The sequence below is a fragment of the Georgenia faecalis genome (assembly GCF_003710105.1).
In the GTDB taxonomy this organism is placed as follows: domain Bacteria; phylum Actinomycetota; class Actinomycetes; order Actinomycetales; family Actinomycetaceae; genus Georgenia_A; species Georgenia_A faecalis.
Map to the genome: position 1 here is coordinate 169,329 of NZ_CP033325.1, position 22,707 is coordinate 192,035.

Consider the following 22,707-nt stretch of genomic DNA (forward strand, 5'->3'; position numbering starts at 1 on the left):
CCGGGCCCCGTCCACGGGGGGAGGCCAGGCCGCTGCCACGTGTCGCCGGCGCCGCCTAGAGTCGTGGGGTGAGCACCGCCCTGTACCGCCGTTACCGCCCGGAGAGCTTCGCCGACGTCATCGGGCAGGAGCACGTCACCGAACCGCTCATGGCGGCGCTGCGTGCCGACCGGGTGACGCATGCCTACCTCTTCTCGGGCCCGCGCGGGTGCGGCAAGACGACGTCGGCCCGGATCTTCGCGCGGTGCCTCAACTGCGCGGAGGGCCCCACGGACACCCCGTGCGGCACGTGCGACAGCTGCGTGGAGCTCGCCCGCGACGGCTCCGGCTCCCTCGACGTCGTGGAGATGGACGCCGCCTCGCACGGTGGCGTCGAGGACGCCCGCGACCTGCGCGAGCGCGCGGTCTTCGCCCCGGCGCGGGACCGCTACAAGATCTTCATCATCGACGAGGCCCACATGGTCTCGAACCAGGGGTTCAACGCGCTGCTCAAGCTCGTCGAGGAGCCGCCCCGGCACGTGAAGTTCGTCTTCGCGACCACGGAGCCGGACAAGGTCATCGGCACCATCCGCTCCCGCACGCACCACTACCCGTTCCGGCTCGTGCCGCCGGAGCGCCTCCAGGCCTACCTCGAGGAGCTGTGCACGGCCGAGGGCGTGCGGGTCGCGCCCGGCGTGCTGCCCCTCGTCGTCCGCGCCGGCGGAGGGTCGGTGCGCGACTCGCTGTCCGTGCTCGACCAGCTCATCGCCGGCGCCCAGGAGGGCCTCCTCGACTACGAGCACGCCGTCGCCCTCCTGGGGTACACCCACGCGACCCTGCTCGACGACGTCGTCGACGCCCTCGCCGCCCGGGACGGCGCGAGCGTGTTCCGCGTCGTCGACCGGGTCATCGACTCCGGGCACGACCCGCGCCGGTTCGTCGAGGACCTGCTCGAGCGGCTGCGCGACCTCGTCGTCATCGCGGTGGCGGGGGAGCACGCCGGCTCGGTGCTGCGCTCGCTGCCCGAGGACCAGCTCGGCCGCATGCGCGTCCAGGCCCAGCACCTCGGTGCCGGCCAGCTCTCCCGCGCCGCCGACCTCGTCAACGACGCCCTCACGGAGATGACGGGCGCCACCTCGCCCCGCCTCCAGCTCGAGCTGCTCTGCGCGCGGCTCCTCCTGCCGGGGGCCGACGACGGCACCCACGGGTACGGGGCGCGGCTGGACCGCATCGAGCACCACCTCTCCCGCGCGTCCGCCCCGGCGGGTGCCGACGCCGGCCGAGGCGCCCCTGCCGCCCCGCCGCCGGCCCCGGTGCCCGCGGCAGCCCCGGCACCGGCCGCCGCGCCGACGACGCCGTCCGCCGCCCGCCCGGGTGCGCAGCCCGCACCGGCGGGCCGGCAGACCGGCGCGCCGGCCGACGACGGCGGGACCTCCGGCGGGGGAGTGACCCCCGACGCCCACGCCTCGGCCCCGCGCACCTCGGCCCCCCGTGGCTCGGCCGGCTCCGACGCGGCGCCGGCGCGAACACATGCCGACGCCGCGGCACGGGAGGACCGCTCCGGCGGTGCCACCGGGGCCACCGGTCGTGCCTCCGGCTCGGCCCGGCCGGACCAGCGGACGGCCGAGGGCCCCGGGGCGGCGCCTGCGCCCGGGACACCCCGGGACGCGGCCGGGTCGTCGGTGAGCCCTCAGCCGGGGGCGCCGTCGGCGCCGCGCGTCGATGCGGCTCCGCCGCGTCCCGCGCCCGCACCGGCTGCGGGGCCCGCCGCCGCGCCGGCTGCGGGGACCGGGCCCGCCGCCGCGACCGGCGACGTCGATGCCGACATGGTCCGCCGCCGCTGGCCGGAGGTGCTCGAGACCCTCGCCCGCCTCAAGCGCACGACGTGGGCGCTCGTCTCCCAGAACGGCCAGGTCGCCGAGATCAGCGGGGGCGTGCTCCGCCTCGGCTTCACCACCGCCGGGCTGGCCCAGGCCTTCCGCAGCGGCCCGCACACCGAGCCGCTCCAGCGGGCCCTGGCCGAGACGCTGGGCGTGCAGGTCCGCATCGAGCCGGTGCTCAGCGCGAGCGCGGCGGGCGGCGACCGGGGTGCGCCGTCGGCTGAGCCGCCCGCACCGGCGCCGATGCCCCCGACCACCTGGGACGCGCCGGCGCCGACCGGCTGGGACCCGGGCCCGGCGGCGCCCGCCGCCCCCTCGCCCGTCGATCCCGCGCTGCAGGCGGCGGGGGCCTCGGACGACCCCTGGCCGCCCGACCCCGGGCCGGCCGAGGACGAGCCGCCGACGCGCGGCCCGTCGGCGCCGCGCGGGGCCGCGTCTCGCCCGGACGGGCCGGGCCGGTCGGACGGCGGCACCACGGAGCGCCCCGCCTCCGGTCGCGACGCCTCCGGGCACAGAGCCCCGGCGCAGGGCGGCGACCGTCGTGACGGTGCCTCCGCCCGAGGCGCCCGTGTGGTGCGCGAGGGGCGAGGCGCGCCGATGCCCCCGACCCCGGAGCCCGCCCGGTACGCCGTCGAGGACGACGTGCCGAGCATGGACGACCCGGACGCCGAGGACTCCGGTCTGGTGGGCCCCCCGCTCATCGCCCGGATGCTCGGTGGGACGATCATCGACGAGCAGCGCGACCTCGGCGCCGGTCGCCCGTAGGCGGGTCCGCGTCACGCCGACCACGACGACGATTGAGGCCTTTTGATGCCCCCCCGCCCCACCCCGTACCGGGACCCGACCCTGCCCGTCGCCGACCGCGTCCAGGATCTCCTCGCGCGGATGAGTGTCGAGGAGAAGGTCGGGCAGATGATGCAGCTCGACGCCCGGGACGGCGTCGACGACCACGTGCTGCGCACGCACGTGGGTTCGATCCTCCACGCCTCGCCGGAGCGGGTGCTGCGGGCCCACGAGCTGACGGCGCAGACCCGGCTCGGCATCCCCCTGCTCGTCGCGGAAGACTGCATCCACGGCCACTCGTTCTGGGCCGGCGCGACGATCTTCCCCACCCAGCTCGCCATGGCCGCGTCCTGGGACGCCGAGCTCGTCGAGCGCGTCGCGCGGGCGACGGCGGTCGAGGCCGCCGCCACCGGCGTGCACTGGACCTTCTCGCCGGTGCTGTGCATCGCCCGTGACCTGCGCTGGGGCCGCGTCGACGAGACCTTCGGCGAGGACCCCGTCCTCATCGGCGAGCTCGCCTCGGCCATGGTGCGCGGGTACCAGGGCGACGGGCTCACCGATCCCACCGCCGTCCTCGCCACGGCCAAGCACTTCGCCGGGTACTCCGAGACCCAGGGCGGGCGCGACGCCTCCGAGGCTGACCTCTCCCGCCGCAAGCTCCGCTCGTGGTTCCTGCCGCCTTTCGAGCGGGTCGCCCGCGAGGGCTGCCGCACGTTCATGCTCGGCTACCAGACGATGGACGGGGTTCCCATCACCGTCAACGAGTGGCTCCTCGACGAGGTGCTGCGCGAGGAGTGGGGCTACACCGGCACCCTCGTCACCGACTGGGACAACGTCGGGCGGATGGTGTGGGAGCAGAAGGTCCAGCCGGACCACATGCACGCCGCCGCGGCCGCCGTCCGGGCGGGCAACGACATGATCATGACGACGCCCGGCTTCTACGAGGGCGCGCTCGAGGCCTTGCGTACCGGGCTGCTCGCCGAGGCCGACCTCGACGCCGCCGTCGCCCGCATCCTCACGCTCAAGGTCGAGCTCGGGCTCTTCGAGGACCCCCGCCGCCCCGACGTCGCCACCCAGGAGCGGGTCATCGCCTCGGCCGAGCACACCCGGCTCAACCTCGAGGTCGCGCGCCGCTCGCTGGTGCTGCTGCGCAACGACGGCGTCCTCCCGCTCACCGGGGGGTACGCGGCGTCGACCTCGGGTGCGGACCTCGCGCCGGCCGTCGGCGGGGACTCCACACCCCGCCGGGTCGCGGTGGTGGGCCCGCTCGCCGACGACGCGCAGACCCAGCTCGGTGACTGGGCCGGCTCGTCCGGCCAGGCGGACTGGCTGCCCGACGGTCATCCCCGCGAGGCGATCACCACGGTCCTCGACGGGCTGCGGGGCGTCGCCCCCGAGGGCTGGACCGTGACCCACGCGCGGGGCGCCGACATCCTCACCCTCGAGCCCGACCCCGACGGCGCGACCTTCCCCGACGGCCAGCCGCGGCCCCCCGTCGTCGTGCCGGCGGCCCCCGACGAGGCGCTCATCGCCGAGGCGGTCGCCGCCGCCCGGGACGCGGACTACGTCGTCGCCGTCGTCGGTGACCGGATCGAGCTCGTCGGCGAGGGCCGCTCCACCGCGACGCTCGAGCTCATCGGCGGGCAGGCGGCGATGCTCGACGCGCTCGCGGCCACCGGGACGCCGCTGGTGGTCATCCTGCTCGCCTCCAAGCCGCTCGTCCTGCCCGAGTCCGCGCTGGGGGCCCACGCGCTGGTGTGGGCGGGCAACCCCGGGATGCGGGGCGGGCAGGCCATCGCCGAGCTCCTCCTCGGGGTCGTCGAGCCGTCCGGGCGGCTGCCGATCTCCTTCGCCCGGCACGCCGGGCAGCAGCCCACGTACTACAACCAGGTGCGCGGCCAGCACGGCGACCGGTACGCCGACCTCACCCAACGGCCCGCGTACGCGTTCGGCGAGGGGCTGTCCTACACCGACGTGGCGTACTCGGACGTTCGGCTCGACCGCGCCACCGCCACCGCGGCCGACGTCGTCCGGGCGAGCCTCACCCTGCGCAACACCGGCGCCCGGCCCTCGCGCGAGACCGTGCAGCTGTACGTCTCGGACGCCGTGACGTCGGTGTCGTGGGCCGACCAGGAGCTCAAGGCGTTCACCCAGGTCGACGTGCCCGCCGGGGCCGAGGTCGAGGTCACCCTCGAGCTGGCGGTGGCGGAGTGCACCGTGGTCGACGCCGCCGGGCGCCGGGTGGTCGAGCCCGGTGAGATCACGGTCCTCGTCGGCCCGTCCTCCCGTGCCGAAAACCTGCGGCGCGCGACGTTCGTCATCACCGACTGAGCGGGCGGGCGCCGGGGTGCCGGCGTCCCGGGCTGTGACGGTGGCCTCGACACGGTCGGGGCGTGCTCGGGTGTCGCCGCGGCGCCGTAGGCTGACGGGGTGTACGAAGGCGCGGTCCAGGACCTCATCGACGAGCTCGGCCGCCTTCCCGGCGTCGGGCCCAAGAGCGCGCAACGGATCGCCTTCCACGTCCTCAACGCGGACGCGGCCGACGTCGCCCGGCTCGCCCAGGCGCTGACGCAGGCCAAGGAGAAGGTCAAGTTCTGCGAGACCTGCGGCAACATCGCCGAGGGCGCCCAGTGCCGGATCTGCGCCGACCCCCGGCGCAGCACCGCGGTGCTGTGCGTCGTCGAGGAGGCCAAGGACGTCGTCGCCATCGAGCGCACCCGCGAGTTCCGCGGGCGGTACCACGTGCTCGGCGGGGCCATCAACCCCATCGAGGGGATCGGCCCGGACGACCTGCGCATCCGTGAGCTCATGACGCGGCTGGCCGACGGGGCCGTCGAGGAGGTCATCCTCGCCACCGACCCCAACATCGAGGGGGAGGCGACGGCGACCTACCTCGCCCGCATGCTCCGCGGCATGGGCGTCCCCGTCTCGCGGCTCGCGTCCGGCCTTCCGGTCGGCGGCGACCTCGAGTACGCCGACGAGATCACCCTGGGCCGCGCGTTCGAGGGTCGTCGCCGCATCGAGGCCTGAGAGGCCCCCTGCGTCGCACCCAGAGCGTCGTGGCGTCCAGGAGCCGGAGCACCGCCGCGTCGGCGGCGCGCGGTGAGCCGGGGCCGCACGGTTAGATGAGCGCGTGCCCCCCGACCTCGACCTGCTCGCCGTCGGGCTCCTCGTCCTGGCGGGCTTCACCGCCGGGTGGATCGACGCCGTCGTCGGTGGCGGTGGCCTCGTCCAGCTCCCGGCCCTCCTCCTTGTCCCCGGCATCACGCCGGTGCAGGCGCTGGCCACGAACAAGCTCGCCGGCATCATGGGGACCTCCGTCAGCGCGCTGACGTACTACCGCCGGGTGGGGCCCGACCTGCGCACGGCCGCACCCATGGCAGCCACCGCGCTGCTCGGCGCCGTGGGCGGCGCGGCGCTCGCCTCCCGGATCCCCGAGGACCTCTTCACGCCGATCATCCTCGTCGTGCTGGTCGCCGTCGCCGCGTGGACGATCCTGCGGCCGCGGGTCGGCGCCCACACCGACCTGCGGTGGGCCGGGCGGCGCCACCACGGCGCCGCCGCCCTGCTCGGCGTGACCATCGGGACCTACGACGGGCTCCTGGGGCCGGGGACCGGCACCTTCCTCGTCATCAGCCTCGTCGGCGTCCTCGGCTACGCCTTCCTCCCCGCGTCCGCGATCGCGAAGATCGTCAACTTCGCCACCAACGCGGGCGCGCTCATCTTCTTCATCCCCTACGGCGCCGTCCTGTGGGGCCTCGGGCTCGTCGTCGGGGTGGCGAACCTCGCCGGCGGGTACGTCGGCGCCCGGATGGCGGTGGCCAAGGGGAGCGGGTTCGTGCGCGTCGTCTTCATCGTCGTCGTCGGCGCCCTCATCGTCCGGCTGGGATGGGACGTCCTCGCCTGAGGCCCGCAGCGTTCCTGCATGATCACGCCGGAGGGGCGGGTGGGAGGGGCGGGGTCAGCGTTTCTGCATGATCGCGACAGGGGTCGGTGGTGCCCACGGCGCGGACGCGCTCCCCCCTCCGCCCGCTCCCGGCCTAAACTTCGTCCGTCCTTGCGGGCACACGCCCGCCCATCGACCCGAGCGGAGCCGGCCGTGGCCCTCGTCGTGCAGAAGTTCGGCGGTTCGTCCGTCGCCGACGCCGCCAGCATCCGGCGCGTCGCGCACCGAATCGTCGAGACCCGGCAGGCGGGCAACGACGTCGTCGTCGTCGTCTCGGCCATGGGCGACACGACGGACGAGCTGCTCGACCTGGCCGCCTCCGTGAGCGCCGAGCCCCCGGCCCGTGAGCTCGACATCCTCCTCACCGCGGGCGAGCGCATCTCCATGGCTCTGCTCGCCATCGCGATCGACGCCCTGGGCGTGCCCGCGCAGTCCTACACGGGCCAGCAGGCCGGCGTGCTCACCGACACCGTCCACGGCAAGGCCTCCATCGTCGGCGTCGCGCCGCGGCGGATCGTCCACGCCCTCGAGCGCGGCGCGGTCGCCATCGTCGCCGGCTTCCAGGGCGTCTCCGAGGAGCAGGACGTCACCACGCTCGGCCGCGGCGGCTCCGACACCACCGCCGTCGCCCTCGCCGCCGCGCTCGGCGCGGACGTCTGCGAGATCTACACCGACGTCGACGGCCTGTTCACGGCCGACCCGCGCATCGTGCCGACCGCCCGGCGGATCACCTCGATCACCACCGAGGAGACGCTGGAGATGGCGGCGCACGGGGCGAAGATCCTGCACCTGCGGGCCGTGGAGTACGCCCGCCGCTACGGGGTCCCCATCCACGTCCGGTCCTCCTTCTCCACGAAGGAGGGCACGTGGATCACCGACGACAACGACCACGAGCCGCAGGAGGACACGATGGAAGCGCCGATCATCTCCGGGGTCGCCCACGACCGCAGCCAGGGCAAGATCACCGTCGTCGGCGTGCCGGACGTGCCGGGTGCGGCCGCCCGGATCTTCGAGACCGTCGCCCGCGCCGGTGCGAACATCGACATGATCGTGCAGAACGTCTCCTCCGAGGCCACCGGCCTCACGGACATCTCGTTCACGCTGCCCGAGGCGGACGGCGCGGCCACCATCACCGCGCTGCGCGCCGCCGAGGACGACCTGCGGTTCACCGACCTGCGCTACGACGACCAGATCGGCAAGCTCTCGCTCGTCGGCGCCGGCATGCGGTCCCACCCGGGCGTCTCCGCGCGGCTCTTCGGGGCGCTGTCCGAGGCCGGCATCAACATCGAGATGATCTCCACCTCCGAGATCCGGCTCTCCGTGGTGACGCGGATCGAGGACCTCGACGCCGCCGTGCGAGCGGTGCACACTGCCTTTGACCTGGACTCCGCCGAGGCGGAGGCCGTCGTGTACGGAGGGAGCGGACGATGAGCGAGCAGGCAGGCGTGCACGTCGCCGTCGTCGGTGCGACCGGGCAGGTGGGGGCGGTCATGCGCCGCCTCCTCGCGGAGCGGGACTTCCCGGTGGCCTCCATGCGCTACCTCGCCTCGGCGCGCTCGGCGGGGACGACGCTGCCGTGGGGCGAGGACGAGATCACCGTCGAGGACGTCGCGACGGCGGACCTCAGCGGCATCGACATCGCCCTCTTCTCCGCCGGCGGGTCCGCCTCGCGCGAGCACGCCCCCCGCTTCGCCGCCGCGGGCGCCGTCGTCGTCGACAACTCCTCCGCCTGGCGGATGGACCCCGACGTCCCGCTCGTCGTCAGCGAGGTCAACCCGGGCGCCCTCGACGACGTCCCCCGGGGCATCATCGCCAACCCCAACTGCACCACCATGGCCGCGATGCCCGCGCTCAAGGTCCTCCACGAGGAGGCCGGCCTCGCGCGGCTCGTCGTCTCCACCTACCAGGCGGTCTCCGGGTCCGGTCTCGCCGGCGTCCGCGAGCTCGACACCCAGGTCCGCGCCGCCGTCGAGCAGGACACCACGGCCCTGACCCACGACGGCGGTGCCGTCACCTTCCCGGCGCCGGAGAAGTACGTCGCGCCCATCGCCTTCGACGTCGTGCCGCTGGCCGGAAACCTCGTCGACGACGGGTCCGGGGAGACGGACGAGGAGCAGAAGCTGCGCAACGAGTCGCGCAAGATCCTCGGCCTGCCGGAGCTCGCCGTCGCGGGGACCTGCGTGCGTGTGCCGGTCTTCACCGGCCACGCCCTCTCGATCAACGCCGAGTTCGACCGGCCCCTGAGCCCCGAGCGGGCCCGCGAGCTCCTCGCCGCTGCGCCCGGGGTGGCGCTCGCGGACGTCCCGACGCCGCTCCAGGCCGCCGGCCAGGACCCGAGCTTCGTGGGGCGCATCCGCCAGGACGCCTCCGTGCCCGGAGGCCGCGGACTCGCACTGTTCGTCGTCGGTGACAACCTCCGCAAGGGCGCCGCGCTCAACGCCGTGCAGATCGCCGAGCTCGTCGCGGCGCGCCTCGCCCGCGTCTGAGGGCCGGGCGGGACCGCAGCGACGGCGCGGCCTGCCGACGCAAGGAAATGGTGCGAGGCTGGGACGTACAACGACGAGCAGGAGGAACCCATGGCGACCGTCAATGCCACCGCCGACACGTTCGAGCGCCTGGTCGCGGACAACGACATCGTCCTCGTGGACTTCTGGGCCGAGTGGTGCGGGCCGTGCAAGCAGTTCGCGCCCGTGTACGAGAAGGCCTCGGAGAAGCACGAGGACATCGTGTTCGCGAAGGTCGACACCGAGGCCGAGCAGCAGCTAGCGGCGGCGGCCAGCATCACGGCGATCCCCACGCTCATGGCGTTCCGCGAGGGCATCCTCGTCTTCTCCCAGGCCGGCGCCCTGCCGGGGCCGGCGCTGGAGCAGCTCGTCGGGGCCGTGCGCGGTCTCGACATGGACGAGGTCCGCGCGCAGGTCGCGAGCCAGGGCGCCGCCAGCTCGTCCTGAGGGCGCACCCGCGGGGGGCAGGGCGCAGCGACGGTCGAGGAGAAGCATGAGGAGCTGGGGTGCGCGGGTCGCGGTCGCCGTCGGCGTCCCGGCGGTCGCGCTGGCCATGGTCCTCGGGCCACGGCTCACGGCGCCGGACGACGCGCTGAGCCTCCGCGCTCCGGAGAGGGCGACCTCGCAGGCCCCGGCGCCGGGGGTGGGCCCCGCCCCGGGTGAGGCGACCCCGGGACCGACCGCCGCGCCCGGCGAGACGGCCCCGAGTGAGACGTCCCCCAGCGCGGCGACCCCGGGCGACGGCGAGGGTGGTCCTCCCTGGCTCGCCGTGCCGCCCAAGGCGGACGCCACCGACTGGCTGCGGGCCACCGGTGGCCTGTGGAGCACGGACGTCCCGGTCGAGGCCGGCGGCACCGTGCGGACCGTGCCGGGTGCGGTGCCCGCCCCGCGCCCTGCCGAGCGGGTGGTGCGCGTCCGGGTGCTCGTCGAGGACGGCCTCGCCGTCGACGGCCCCGCCTTCGCCGGCGCCGTCCTCACCACCCTCAACGACCCGCGCGGCTGGGGCCACGACGGCTCCGTCGCCTTCGCGCGCACCGACGGCGAGGCGGACGTCGACGTCACCCTCGCCTCGCCCGCGACGACCGACCGGCTCTGCTACCCGGTGGACACCGGGGGCCGGGTGTCGTGCGGGCGCGTCGGCTTCGCGGTCCTCAACGCGGTGAACTGGGCGCGCGGGGCGGAGCCCTTCCTCGCCGGCGGTGGCACGGTCGAGGAGTACCGCCAGTACCTCGTCAACCACGAGGTGGGCCACGTCCTCGGACACCCGCACACGGGTTGCCCGGCGGCGGGTGGACCCGCCCCGATCATGCTCCAGCAGACCCTCCGCCTCGAGGGGTGCCGGCCGAATCCCTGGCCCGCGATCAACAACACCTGACGGTCGGGCCGAGAGCCCCGTCTCGGCCCACGCCGTGAGCGCGCGTCGTCGCGCCCGACGGTCGACGGCGAACTCTCGGACGGGCCAGCCGGCCCGGCGGCCGCTAGGCCCTGCGCACCACGCTCGACGAACCCCCGCACCGCGCTCGACGCACCCCTGCACCACGCCTGGCGCGATTGCGGCGCCGGGACGGGGATGGCGGCCGGAGAGGTCGGGTCACCCCCGTCACCCCGGGTGACGGGCGGACGTTCAGCAGGTGATCAGCCAGCCCGGCCCGGCCAGGCCCGGAGAACGGGTGTTCTTCTGATGGCGCCCCGCAATGACGCGAGGCACAACGGCGCACCCGCGCCGGACCAGGACGAAGACGAGATACGGACACCCCGCATGAACGGCACACGCCGCCAGCTCTCGACGTGCCCGGGCGCCTGCGCCCCCGGGCACGTCCGTGCTGTCCGCACCTCCCCGGCGCCCGCACACCGCGCGCTCGGGCGGGCTGGCGCCGGGGCACGTCCGCCGATGACGCATGTGATCTGAGAGGAAAAGCCCATGTCCCGTCGGACCGGCCCCGTGCTGAGTCGTTCACGCCAGCCGCGCGGCAAGGCGGCCGTCGCGGCCACCGCCGTGCTGGCGCTCCTCACCACCATGTCCGTGGGCGCCGCCTCGGCCGTGGCCATGCCCATCGCCGACGTGCCCGCCAACGCGGCCAGCTGGGCGACGACGCCCTACTCGCCGCTGCCGCCCGCCGCGGTCGCGGCACCGGACAACACGCTCGACCTCACCTTTGACGGGACGGAGGGCGGCCTGCACGCCTCCGGGGACATCGACACCGGGTTCACCATGGTGCAGCCGTCGAGCGCCGACCCGACCTACTACCTCCCCCAGAACCTCACCGTCGCGGGCGGGAACCTCACCATCGCGGCGACGAACGGCATCGCCTACGCCAAGCCGGGCGCGGCGACCGGTGAGGTCAACAAGCAGGACAACACCCTCGGGGTCGGTGTCGACACCACGCAGGCGGGGATCCGACTGAGGACGACGCTCACCAGCCCGACCGCCGCGAACAGCTCGGCGCAGGCCGGCCTCTGGTTCGGCGCCAACGACGACAACTACGTCAAGCTCGCCCTCGTCGGCTCGGCCGCGTCGACGCGCCAGATCCAGCTCTCCCGGGAGATCAACGGCGTCACCGTCAACGGGAACCCGACGACGCCGTCGGTCGACCAGGTGATCAAGGAGATGCCGCAGTCGGCTCTCGGGTCGCAGCCCGTCACGCTCACCCTCGACATCAACCCCGTCGCCGGCACGATGACCGGGACGTACCAGATCGGGACCGGCGCCGTGCAGTCCATGGGGACGCTGGCCCTGCCGGCCAACTTCCACAACGGCACCCTCCTCACCCGTCCCGTCCCCGACACCACCTCGTTCGCGGGTCTCTACGCGACCAAGCGCAACATGGCCGCCACCGCCTCCCTCTCCTACGCCTTCCAGAGCTTCTCGGTGGCCGAGCTGGACACGACGCCGCCGGCGGCCCCGGCCGGCCTCGAGGCCGCGGCGAGCCCGTCGGGTGTCGACCTCACGTGGGACTCGGCCGACGTCTCCTCCGACGTCGTCGGCTACCGGGTCTACCGCGGCGCCTCGGCACCGGTCGCGACGACCGGGCCGGGGATCGCGGGCAGCGCGCCGCTGACCACGCCGGCGTTCACGGACGTGGCGATCTTCATCGGCCAGACCTACCACTACGCCGTCGTCGCTCTCGACGCCGCTGGCAACGCCTCCGCGCCGGCCACCGCCCAGGCGCTCGTGCCGGGCGTGGACGCCGAGCTGATCGAGAAGATCAACTTCCAGACCGCCGACGTCACGACGCCGGCGGGCTACACCGCCGACACCGGCCTCGCCTACACCGCCGCGCGCGGCTTCGGCTGGACGGCCCTGGACGACGGTGCCCCGCTGGACAACAGCGCGAACTCCCGGACGCGCACCGGGGCCGGGGTCCCGGCCGACCTGCGCCTCGCGACGATCATCCACCTCGACATCCCCAACGGGTCCGTCGAGGAGGGCGTCTGGGAGTACGACCTCCCCGACGGCACGTACACCGTGGTCGCCGCCGTCGGCGACACCGGGAACGCCGACAGCACGCACCTCGTCCGCGCGGAGGGCACGCCCATCCTCGGCCCGTTCGTCACCACCCCCTCGCGCCAGTACGACGAGGCGGTCGGGACCGTCGAGGTCACGGACGGCAGCCTGACGATCGACCAGGTCGGCGGGACCAACACGAAGCTCGCCTACGTCGAGATCTACGCCGACGAGGTCGCTGCCGAGGCGCCCGCGCCGCCCACCGGCGTCACCGCCGCGGCCGCCGCCGAGGGCGTCCAGGTCGCGTGGACGGCCAGCGAGGGCGCCACCGGCTACGACGTCCTGCGGTCCACCGACCCCGCCACCCTCGCCGACGCGGCCCCGCTCAACGAGGCCCCGCTGACGGCGACCACCTACGTCGACGCGACCGCCGAGCCCGGCGTCACGTACTACTACGCCGTCGTCGCGGTCAACGACGGCGGCGCCTCGGACCCGTCCGCGCCCGTCGAGGTCACCGTGCCCGACGCCCCGGCGGCGCCCGCGACCCCCACCGGGCTCGCCGGTGAGGCCACCGACGAGGGCGTCGCCCTCACCTGGGACGCCGCCGCCGGAGCCACCGGCTATGCCGTCTACCGGGGCACGGACGCGGCGGCGGTCACCGGCGGGACGCCCGTGGCGACCGTCACCGGGACGACCTACCTCGACACCTCCGTCGAGGCGGGGACCACCTACTACTACGCCGTCGTCGCGCTCAACGACGCCGGCGAGTCCGCACCATCCGGCGTCGTCGACGTCGCGGTGCCGGCCGAGCCCGCGCCGCCCGCCGCCCCCACGGGCGTCACCGGGACGCTCACGGACGAGGGCGTCGCGCTCAGCTGGACGGCCGCCGCCGGTGCCACCGGATACCAGATCTACCGCGGCGTCGGGGCCCCCGCGCAGGCGAGCGGTGCGCCGATCAACGCCACCCCGGTCACCGGCACGACGTTCGTCGACGCGGCGGTCGAGCCCGGCACCACCTACCACTACCTCGTCGTCGCCGTCGGCGCGTCGGGCACCACCCCGGCGGCCCAGCAGGCCGTCGTCGAGGTCCCGGCCGCCCCGACGGCCTGCCCGGACGCCCAGTGGAGCGTCGAGTACTTCGGCGGCACCGGGCTCGGCGGCGACGCGCTCCTCAAGGAGTGCGTGGACGAGGTGAGCGAGGCGTGGGGCAGTGGTGGCCCGGCGGGTGTGGGGACCGACCATTTCTCCGCCCGGTGGTCGACGACGATCGCGGGTGAGGGCACGCACGTGTTCCAGGCCCGTGCCGATGACGGCGTGCGGGTGATCGTCGACGGCGAGACGGTCATCGACAAGTGGGAGCCGCAGAACGGCTGGCAGGTGCACACCGCTGAGGTGGATCTCGAGCCGGGTACCCACACGGTGGTGGTGGAGTACTACGAGAACCGCTGGGACGCCGAGATCGACGTCGAGTGGTTCGCGGTGGACGAGCCGGACGGGCCCGCGGAGTGCGCGCCGGGTCAGTGGTCTGCGGAGTACTTCGGTGGCACGGGCCTGGCGGGCCAGGTGCTGCTGCGTGAGTGCGTGGACGAGGTGAGCGAGGCGTGGGGCAGTGGTGGCCCGGCGGGTGTGGGGACCGACCATTTCTCCGCCCGGTGGTCGACGACGATCGCGGGTGAGGGCACGCACGTGTTCCAGGCCCGTGCCGATGACGGCGTGCGGGTGATCGTCGACGGCGAGACGGTCATCGACAAGTGGGAGCCGCAGAACGGCTGGCAGGTGCACACCGCTGAGGTGGATCTCGAGCCGGGTACCCACACGGTGGTGGTGGAGTACTACGAGAACCGCTGGGACGCCGAGATCGACGTCGAGTGGTTCGCGGTGGACGAGCCGGACGGGCCCGCGGAGTGCGCGCCGGGTCAGTGGTCTGCGGAGTACTTCGGTGGCACGGGCCTGGCGGGCCAGGTGCTGCTGCGTGAGTGCGTGGACGAGGTGAGCGAGGCGTGGGGCAGTGGTGGCCCGGCGGGTGTGGGGACCGACCATTTCTCCGCCCGGTGGTCGACGACGATCGCGGGTGAGGGCACGCACGTGTTCCAGGCCCGTGCCGATGACGGCGTGCGGGTGATCGTCGACGGCGAGACCGTGATCGACAAGTGGGAGCCGCAGAACGGCTGGCAGGTGCACACCGCTGAGGTGGATCTCGAGCCGGGTACCCACACGGTGGTGGTGGAGTACTACGAGAACCGCTGGGACGCCGAGATCGACGTCGAGATCGAGGGTCCTGACGGGCCCGACGTCACCGCGCCCGCGGCGCCCACCGCGCTGGCCGCCACGGCGACGGACTCCGCCGTCACCCTCGGCTGGCAGGCGAGCGTCTCGAGCGACACCCTCGGCTACCGGGTCTACCGGGGCACCGAGCCCGGCGTGGTCGCCGGGGGCACCCCGTACTCGGGCAGCACGCTGCTCAGCGGGACCACCTTCCTCGACCCGGCGGTCACGCCGGGCGAGACCTACTACTACGTCGTCACCGCGGTCGACGCGGCCGGCAACGCGTCCGTGGTCTCCAACGAGGCGACCGTGAGCATCGAGGAGGTCCTCCCGCCCACCGACGTGCTCGCGAGCGCGGGCGCGGCGTCCATCGACCTCGCCTGGACGCCGAGCGTCACCGAGGGCGTCGTGGGCTACCACGTCTACCGCGGGACGACCCCGGGCGTCGGCACCACCGGCACCCCGCTGTCCGGCGCCGCCCCCGTGGACGCCGAGACGTACTCCGACACCACGGCCGCGGTGGGCGTGACCTACTACTACGTCGTCACCGCCGTGGACGCCGACGGGATCCAGTCCGCCGCCTCCAACGAGGCCGTCGGGCGGCGCACCGCGACCCCGGACACCCAGGCCCCGCTCGCCCCGACCGCCCTGGCGGCCGAGGCCGGCGACGGTGCCGTCGCCCTGGCCTGGACGGCGAGCACCTCGGGCGACACCGTGGGCTACCACGTCTACCGGGCCCTGGAGAACGGCGTCGAGCTCACCGGTGCGCCGGTGAGCGGGGCGGCGCCCGTCGCCGGACCGACCTTCACCGACACGAGCGTCACCAACGGCACGACGTACTTCTACGTCGTCACCGCCGTCGACGCCGCCGGCAACGAGTCGGTCGCCTCCAACGAGGTGTACGCGGTGCCGCGCCCGGAGAACACCGTCGCGCTCAAGGTGGACTTCGCCACCGCGGCGGCGACTCCCGCGGCTGGATACCTCCTCGACTACGGGCAGGCCTACGGCACGCGCACGGGCGCCCACCAGGGCACCGGGCACAGCTACGGCTGGGCGACCGAGGACGGCAACCCCGTCAGCCTCGTCGGCAACGGCCGGGTGCGGGCGCGCGCCGGGGTGGACCCCAAGCTCGACTCCGTCCTCCACATGCAGTACGGGGACGTGGAGGGCAGCGACGGCGTGGACGCCGAGGGCACCTGGGAGCTCGCGCTCCCGGACGGGCTCTACGAGGTCACCGTCGCCGTCGGCGACCAGCGGGGCACCAACGGCTACGACTCCCTCCACGCGGTGAACGTCGAGGGGGCCGTCGGCATCGAGGCGTTCCAGGCCTCCGCGACCGGCGAGTACCACGTCGCCACCGTCACGGTGGGGGTGTGGGACGGCAGGCTCACCCTCGACCCCCAGGGCGGGACGAACACCAAGCTCGCGTACGTCGAGGTGACCGGCCAGCCGCTCGCCCCGCACGTCGACGGCGTGCTGCCGTACAACCGCGCGACCGAGCACGGCACCCGGGACGGTGTCTCTGCCACCATCCGCATCCCCTACGCCGGCGTCGGCGTCAACGGGGCGACGCTCCAGGGCAACGTCCACCTGTACGAGCTGCCCTCGGGCACCCCGGTGCCGGTGACGGTGAACACGTCAGGCGGCAACGACGTCATCACCCTGGCGCCCAGCGCGACGCTCAAGGCACGCACCAGCTACCGCTTCGTCGTCACCAGCGGGGTGAAGGACAACCTCGGCGCCTCGTTCCTTCCCTTCACCTCCGTGTTCACCACGGGCACCGGTGACGTCGTCGGGGGCGACGAGTTCACGCCCCTCACCGGCATCGAGTTCGAGAAGGAAGAGCTCCCCATCGCCGCGGACAAGTACTGGTCGTCGTTCGCCTTCGGGCCGGACGGGAAGATGTACGGCACGACCATCGGCCAGGGCCTGTGGCGCTTCACCGTGAACGACGACGGCACGCTCTCAAACATGGAGAGCCTCGGCTACTTCGGGTTCGCCATGATCGGCCTCGTCTTCGACAAGGCGGCGACGGCGGACAACCTGCGCCTGTGGGTGACCAAGACCAGCCCGAACGTCAGCAACGAGCCCGACAAGTGGGTGAGCGGCATCAGCCTGCTCAGCGGGCCGAACCTCCAGAACGAGCAGGAGATCTTCGACAACCTGCCCCGTTCGCAGTCGGACCACCTCACCAACTCCCTGGCCTACGGGCCCGACGGGAGCCTCTACTTCCTCCAGGGCTCCAACCAGGCGGCGGGCGACCTCGACAACAGCTGGGGCCAGCGCGGGGAGACCCTCCTCACGGCGGCCACCCTGCGGTTCGACCCGGCGCACCCCGCCGTCGTCGCCGCCGCCGGGGCCGGTGGGCCGATCGACGTGAAGACGGCGGAGGGCGGCACGTACAACCCGTACGCGCCGAACGCCCCCCTGCAGATCTTCGCGACCGGTATCCGCAACGCCTACGACCTCGTCTGGCACTCCAGCGGGCACCTGTACGTCCCGACGAACGGGACCGCGGGCAACGCGAACAGCCCTGGCGTCACCGCCAACGCGAACGGCACGTTCACCCGCAAGGCCGCGGCCGGGATCCCCGGGTTCGCCTCGGTGAACAACCGTGACGTCACCGCCGCGTGCACGAGCAACCGCATCGACCGCAAGCCCTACACGGGTGGGACCGTGCCCCCGATCGCCAACCACCCGACCCAGCGCGACCACCTCTACCAGGTGGAGCAGGGCGGCTACTACGGCCACCCGAACCCCGAGCGGTGCGAGTGGGTGCTCCACGAGGGCAACGACCCGGCGAACCCGCCGGTCGCCGCCGGCCAGGGCGGCACGAGGTACCCCTCCGGCCAGCTGCCCGACCCGAACTACCGTGGCATCGCGTGGGACCTCGGCTTCAACAAGTCGCCCAACGGTGCCCTGGAGTACCAGTCCGAGACGTTCGGCGGCCAGCTCAAGGGCCGGCTCGTCGTCACCCGTTTCTCCGACAACAACGACCTGCTGTTCCTCCAGGTCGACCCCGCGACGGGCGAGATCCTCGGTGAGCAGGCCTCCACGGGCCTCACCGGGGTGCCCGGCTCGACGATGTCCGGCGTCGACGGGTTCAACGACCCGCTCGAGGTCGTCGAGGACCCGAGCACGGGCAACCTTTACGTCAACCAGTACAACCGGGGCGGCTCCGACCAGCAGCTCTTCCTCCTGCGGGTCCCGGAGGAGCACCGGGCGGCGACGCTCACGACGTCGGCGGACGAGCTCATCTTCTCCACCGTGAAGTCGACGACGTCGGCGACGCGCACGGTGACCGTCACCAACTCCTCGGCGGAGGGGGTGACGCTCCAGGTGGGCGTCACCGGCACCAACGCTGGCGAGTTCACCCTCGGGTCGCCGGCCTCCGTGACGCTCGCCCCGGGGGCCAGCACCACGGTGTCCGTGGCGTTCAAGCCGGGGACGGCGGTGGGCCAGCGATCGGCGTCCCTCCAGCTGTCCGCGGACGGACGCAGCGTCGCCGTCGGCCTGTACGGGCTGAGCATGAACGGCATCGAGGGTGGCAATGAGCCGCCGCTCAAGGACGTCGTCGGCACCCTCGGGTACGGCATCGACGTCGGCTGGACCGCCCTGGCCGGGGGCATGCAGCCGCAGGCCAAGGGCCAGGAGGTCCTCGAGCCGCTCTTCGTCAGGGCCGGCAGCGGAACGGTGACCATGCGCCCGCTCGCCCACTACGCCCCGCGCGAGCACCTGCCGTTCGGCTGGTACACCGGCGACGGAACCGCGTCCGAGCGTCGCGAGATCGGGCAGATCGACATCAGCGGCTACCAGTCGCTGCTGCCCCCGGTGCGCGCGGGTGGGTCGACCACCTTCGACCCGGGCAACGCGGAGTTCGGGGTGTACTACCACTCCGGGGTCTTCAGCCGGTACGGGTTCACGGAGGACCGGCTCAACTCGCCGGCCGCCGACGCCCACCGTGCCCGGGTCTACCCGGCCCGGACCCGTTCTGGTGCTCCCATCCCCAACAGCTACGTCGTGGCCTTCGAGGACGCGAACAACGGTGACTTCCAGGACTACGTCTTCCTGCTCAGCGGGGTGCGCCCCGCCGGGGGCACCGCGCCGGTGGAGGAGGCGATCCGGGTGAACTTCTCCAACCAGGCGGCGGCCCTGCCCACCGGGTACCTGCGCGACTTCGGCCAGCCCTTCGGGGCCCGGACCCGCTCGGACCAGGGCAGCGGTCTCACCTTCGGGTGGCGCAACGAGACCAACGGCCAGCCCATCGACCTGTCGGTCGGCGGGGCGACCGGCCCGGGCAACGGGCGGGACCGCAACACCGCCCAGGCCGACCAGCGCCTGGACACGGTCATGCACATGCAGTCCGCGGACGTCACCGCGAGCGGCAGCACCTTCAACGGGGTCTCGGCGTACGCCTTCTGGGAGCTCGCGCTCCCCAACGGGACGTACGAGGTGACGGTCGCCGCCGGCGACTCGGCGGTGAACTCCGACCCGGAGCGCCACGTCATCAACGTCGAGGGCGAGCCCGCCATCACGCCGCCGTTCGTGCCCACCGGTGCGGCCGGCGCCAACAGTCGGCACAAGACGGTCACGGTCGAGGTCACCGTCACCGACGGCGCCCTCACCGTGGACGCCGAGGGCGGGACCAACACGAAGATCAACTACATCGACGTGGTTCCCACCGGGGCCACCGACCCTGGTGGGGACGACCCCAGCGACGGGGCGCAGGTGAAGATCCACTTTGCCCCCGCGTCCGCGCCGGCCGTGGACGGGTGGACGGCGGAGACCGGCCTCGCCTACTCCGACGCCCGTGGCTTCGGATGGGTCAACGCCGCCACCGGGGCGCCGGTGGACCGCACCGCCGCCACCCGCCACCGCACGGGACCGATGTCCGGCATCACCTTCCCCACCAAGGACACCCTCAAGTCCTTCGCCTTCCTCGACAACGCCAGCCAGCCGACGTACACCAACGGCCGGTGGGAGTACGCGGTGCCCAACGGCACCTACGAGGTCGCCGTCTCCGTCGGCGACGCGAACCACCTCGACTCCACCCACGGCGTCACGGCCGAGGGGCAGCCCGTCATCGCGAGCTTCGTGCCGACGGCGACCACCCCCTTCCAGACGGGCGTGCGCACCGTGACCGTCACCGACGGGAAGCTGAGCATCGCCAACTCCGGGACGAACACCAAGATCAACTGGGTGTCCATCACCGGTGACGGCCTGGAGGAGCCTCCCCCGGCGGAGGAGGACGTCCAGGTGGCCTTCGCCCCGGCGACGGCACCGACGACGCCCGGCTGGCTGGTGGAGACCGGAACGGCGTTCTCCGTCGCGCGCGGGTACGGCTGGCTCAACGCGGACACCGGTGCGCCGGTGGACCGCACCGCGGCCACCCGTTACCGGGCGGCGGCGTCGGGCGGCATCGCCTACCCCGCGGAGAACGTCCGGAAGTCGTTCACCTTCCTCGACAACTCCTCCCAGCCCAGCTACACCAACGGCACCTGGGAGTACGTCCTCGGGAACGGGACGTACCGGGTCGACGTCTCCGTCGGGGACGCCGGGTTCCTCGACTCCACCCACGGGGTCGCGGTCGAGGGCGTCACCGTCGTCGACGACTTCACGCCGACGGCCGGCACGCCTTTCACCACCGGCACCGCCACGGTGTCCGTGACCGACGGCCGGCTCACCCTCACCAACGCCGGGGAGAACACCAAGGTCAACTGGATCCGGATCACCGGGCAGGGCCTGCTGGCCCCGAGCGTCGGGGTCACCGTCAACGGGGTCGCCGTGGGGGACAGCTACACCGGGGGGCCCGGCCAGGCCGCGCTCACCGCGACGGCGCCCGGCGGCGCGACGATCGCCTCGCTCACCTACCGGATCGATGACGGGGCCGCGGTGGTCTACACAGCGCCGTTCAGCCTCCCGCTGGGCGAGCACGTGCTCGAGGTGACGGCGGTCGACGGCGAGGGCCGGACGACGGTCCGCGAGGTCGACGTCGAGGTCCTCGACGTCGGCGGCACGCTCACGCTGCGCAACGAGCAGGTCACGCGCGCCGGCGGGCAGCCGATCCCCGGTATGTCCGAGGACTGGGTGACCCTCCATCGGATCAACGGCGGCGTCACGACCCACGAGGTCATCGACAAGGCGACCGTCACCGTGACCAACACGGGCACGAAGAACCTGCGGGTCACCGACGTCGCGCTCACGGGCGCCAACGCCAGCCAGTTCACGCTCACGGGAGCCCCGGCGAGCCCGTTCGTCATCGCGCCGGGCAGCTCCCTCCCCCTCGAGGTCACGTTCACCGCGAACTCCGGGGGCAGGGGGGTGCGGGCGGCGCAGATCGTGCTCACCTCCAGCGACCCCGCCTCGCCCGTGACCACCGTGCAGGTCCGCGGTGGCTACATGACCCAGCCGGAGGGAGGCAGCGAGCTCACGCTCAACCAGATCTCCGCGCTGTTCGGGTGGCAGACCGACATCGGCACCCTGGAGAACGGGGACGAGATGCGGACGTCACCGCTCAACGGGGACGAGGTGCGCTCCCTGCTGTGGAAGCGGGCCAACCCCGCCCAGCCGGTGGTCGTGCGTCAGCTCGCCGCCTTCCACGGCTGCTGCGGCCAGACGGAGACCATCAACATCGGCGGGACCACGGCGACCCACAACGGTGCCTACGGCCAGTCGATCCTCCCGCTCAACAACGCGCTCACCGGGCCTACCCAGCTGAGCGCGAACCCGAGCGGCAACTTCGGCATCGTCGTCAACGGCCAGACGACGAACAACACCAACTACATGGCGTCGAAGACCTGGCCGGTCATCGACCGGGACGGCAACGCGGTCCCGGGGGCCTGGATCGTCGGGCACGACTACATCAGCTCGCCGAACCAGTGCGGCACGGGTCCGACGAACTGCGACTTCCAGGACAACGTCTACCTCGTCACCAACGTGTTCCCGGTGACCCCGCACTCGACCACGGCGCCCGCGGCACCCACCGGCCTGGGCGGGGAGGTGGTCGAGGAGGACGTGGTGCTCAGCTGGACGGCGACGCCCGAGGACGACGTCATCGGCTACCACGTGGAGCGTGCGACAGCGGCCTCCGGGCCGTGGACACGGCTGACGGGGGCGACCCCCGTCCGGGGCGCCACCTTCACCGACGCCAACCCGCCGGCGGCCGACACGGGCTTCTACCGGGTCCTCGCCGTCGACTACTCCGGCACGGTGTCGGCGCCTACCAGCGCCGTCACCGTCGACCTCCCCGACCAGCCGGAGGCGCCGGTGCGGATCAACGCCGGCGGCGGAGCGGTGACGACGGCGGGCGGTGTGCAGTGGTCCGCCGACACCGCGTTCGCCGGCGGCAAGACGTACACCAACCCGGCGGTGACCGCGATCGCCGGCACGACGAACGACGTCCTCTACCTCACCGAGCGCAGCTCGACGACGAACCTCGGCACCTTCGGCTACAACGTGGGCGTCGCCGGCGGCCAGTACCTGGTCCGGCTGCACTTCGCCGAGATCTACCACGGGGCCACCGGAGGTGGCGCCGGCGGCACGGGCAAGCGGGTGTTCAGCGCCAACCTCGAGGGCGGGCCGGCGGAGGTCACCAACCTCGACCTCAACGCCGTCGTCGGCCCCATGACGGCGCACGTCGTGGAACGGACCGTCACGGTGACGGACGGGAACCTCGACATCGACTTCTCGGCGACGGTCAACCAGCCGAAGGTCAGCGCCATCGAGGTGATCCCGGTCGACTGACGACCGCCTCACCTCCCGCACACGCCCCGGTCCGCGTCGGCCGTACCGCCCCACGGCGGCCGACGCGGACCGGGGTACGCGACGGGTGCACCACCGCGGGCGGACCACCGCCCCACCTCGACGTCCGGCCCGAGCGCCGGGCCTGAACCTCACGGCAAAGGG

Annotated in this window: 9 protein-coding genes; all 9 read left to right on the top strand. The window is 73.6% G+C overall.

Annotation, left to right across the window (positions count from 1 at the left end):
- The first annotated feature begins 68 nt into the window (after positions 1-68).
- The 9 genes from EBO36_RS00755 (at position 69) to EBO36_RS15815 (ending at position 22,545) form a co-directional block, all read left to right on the top strand.
- A complete protein-coding gene (locus tag EBO36_RS00755) occupies positions 69-2,624 on the top strand; it encodes a DNA polymerase III subunit gamma and tau (RefSeq protein ID WP_122822926.1) in 2,556 nt (851 codons plus the stop codon).
- A gap of 45 nt (positions 2,625-2,669) precedes the next feature.
- The gene (locus tag EBO36_RS00760; protein WP_122822927.1) at positions 2,670-4,973 is read left to right on the top strand and encodes an exo-beta-d-1,3/1,6-glucosidase; all 2,304 of its coding nucleotides are present in this window, start codon (positions 2,670-2,672) and stop codon (positions 4,971-4,973) included.
- 99 nt (positions 4,974-5,072) lie between these two features.
- Positions 5,073-5,672: a recombination mediator RecR gene (recR, locus tag EBO36_RS00765; RefSeq protein WP_122822928.1), complete on the top strand. Its 600-nt coding sequence runs from the start codon at positions 5,073-5,075 to the stop codon at positions 5,670-5,672.
- Positions 5,673-5,775: 103 nt separating this feature from the next.
- Entirely contained in the window at positions 5,776-6,549 is a 774-nt protein-coding gene (locus tag EBO36_RS00770; RefSeq protein WP_122822929.1) for a TSUP family transporter, read from the top strand.
- Positions 6,550-6,741: 192 nt separating this feature from the next.
- The gene (locus tag EBO36_RS00775) at positions 6,742-8,019 is read left to right on the top strand and encodes an aspartate kinase (protein WP_187695828.1); all 1,278 of its coding nucleotides are present in this window, start codon (positions 6,742-6,744) and stop codon (positions 8,017-8,019) included.
- Positions 8,016-9,074, top strand: coding sequence for an aspartate-semialdehyde dehydrogenase (locus tag EBO36_RS00780; protein ID WP_122822931.1), 1,059 nt, complete (start codon positions 8,016-8,018; stop codon positions 9,072-9,074). Before EBO36_RS00775 ends, EBO36_RS00780 begins: the two co-directional genes overlap by 4 nt.
- A 90-nt stretch (positions 9,075-9,164) precedes the next feature.
- Positions 9,165-9,539, top strand: coding sequence for a thioredoxin (trxA, locus tag EBO36_RS00785; RefSeq protein WP_122822932.1), 375 nt, complete (start codon positions 9,165-9,167; stop codon positions 9,537-9,539).
- Positions 9,540-9,585: 46 nt separating this feature from the next.
- Positions 9,586-10,467: a DUF3152 domain-containing protein gene (locus tag EBO36_RS00790; RefSeq protein ID WP_244925322.1), complete on the top strand. Its 882-nt coding sequence runs from the start codon at positions 9,586-9,588 to the stop codon at positions 10,465-10,467.
- 546 nt (positions 10,468-11,013) lie between these two features.
- A complete protein-coding gene (locus tag EBO36_RS15815; RefSeq protein WP_122822933.1) occupies positions 11,014-22,545 on the top strand; it encodes a PA14 domain-containing protein in 11,532 nt (3,843 codons plus the stop codon).
- The last annotated feature ends 162 nt before the right edge of the window (positions 22,546-22,707 follow it).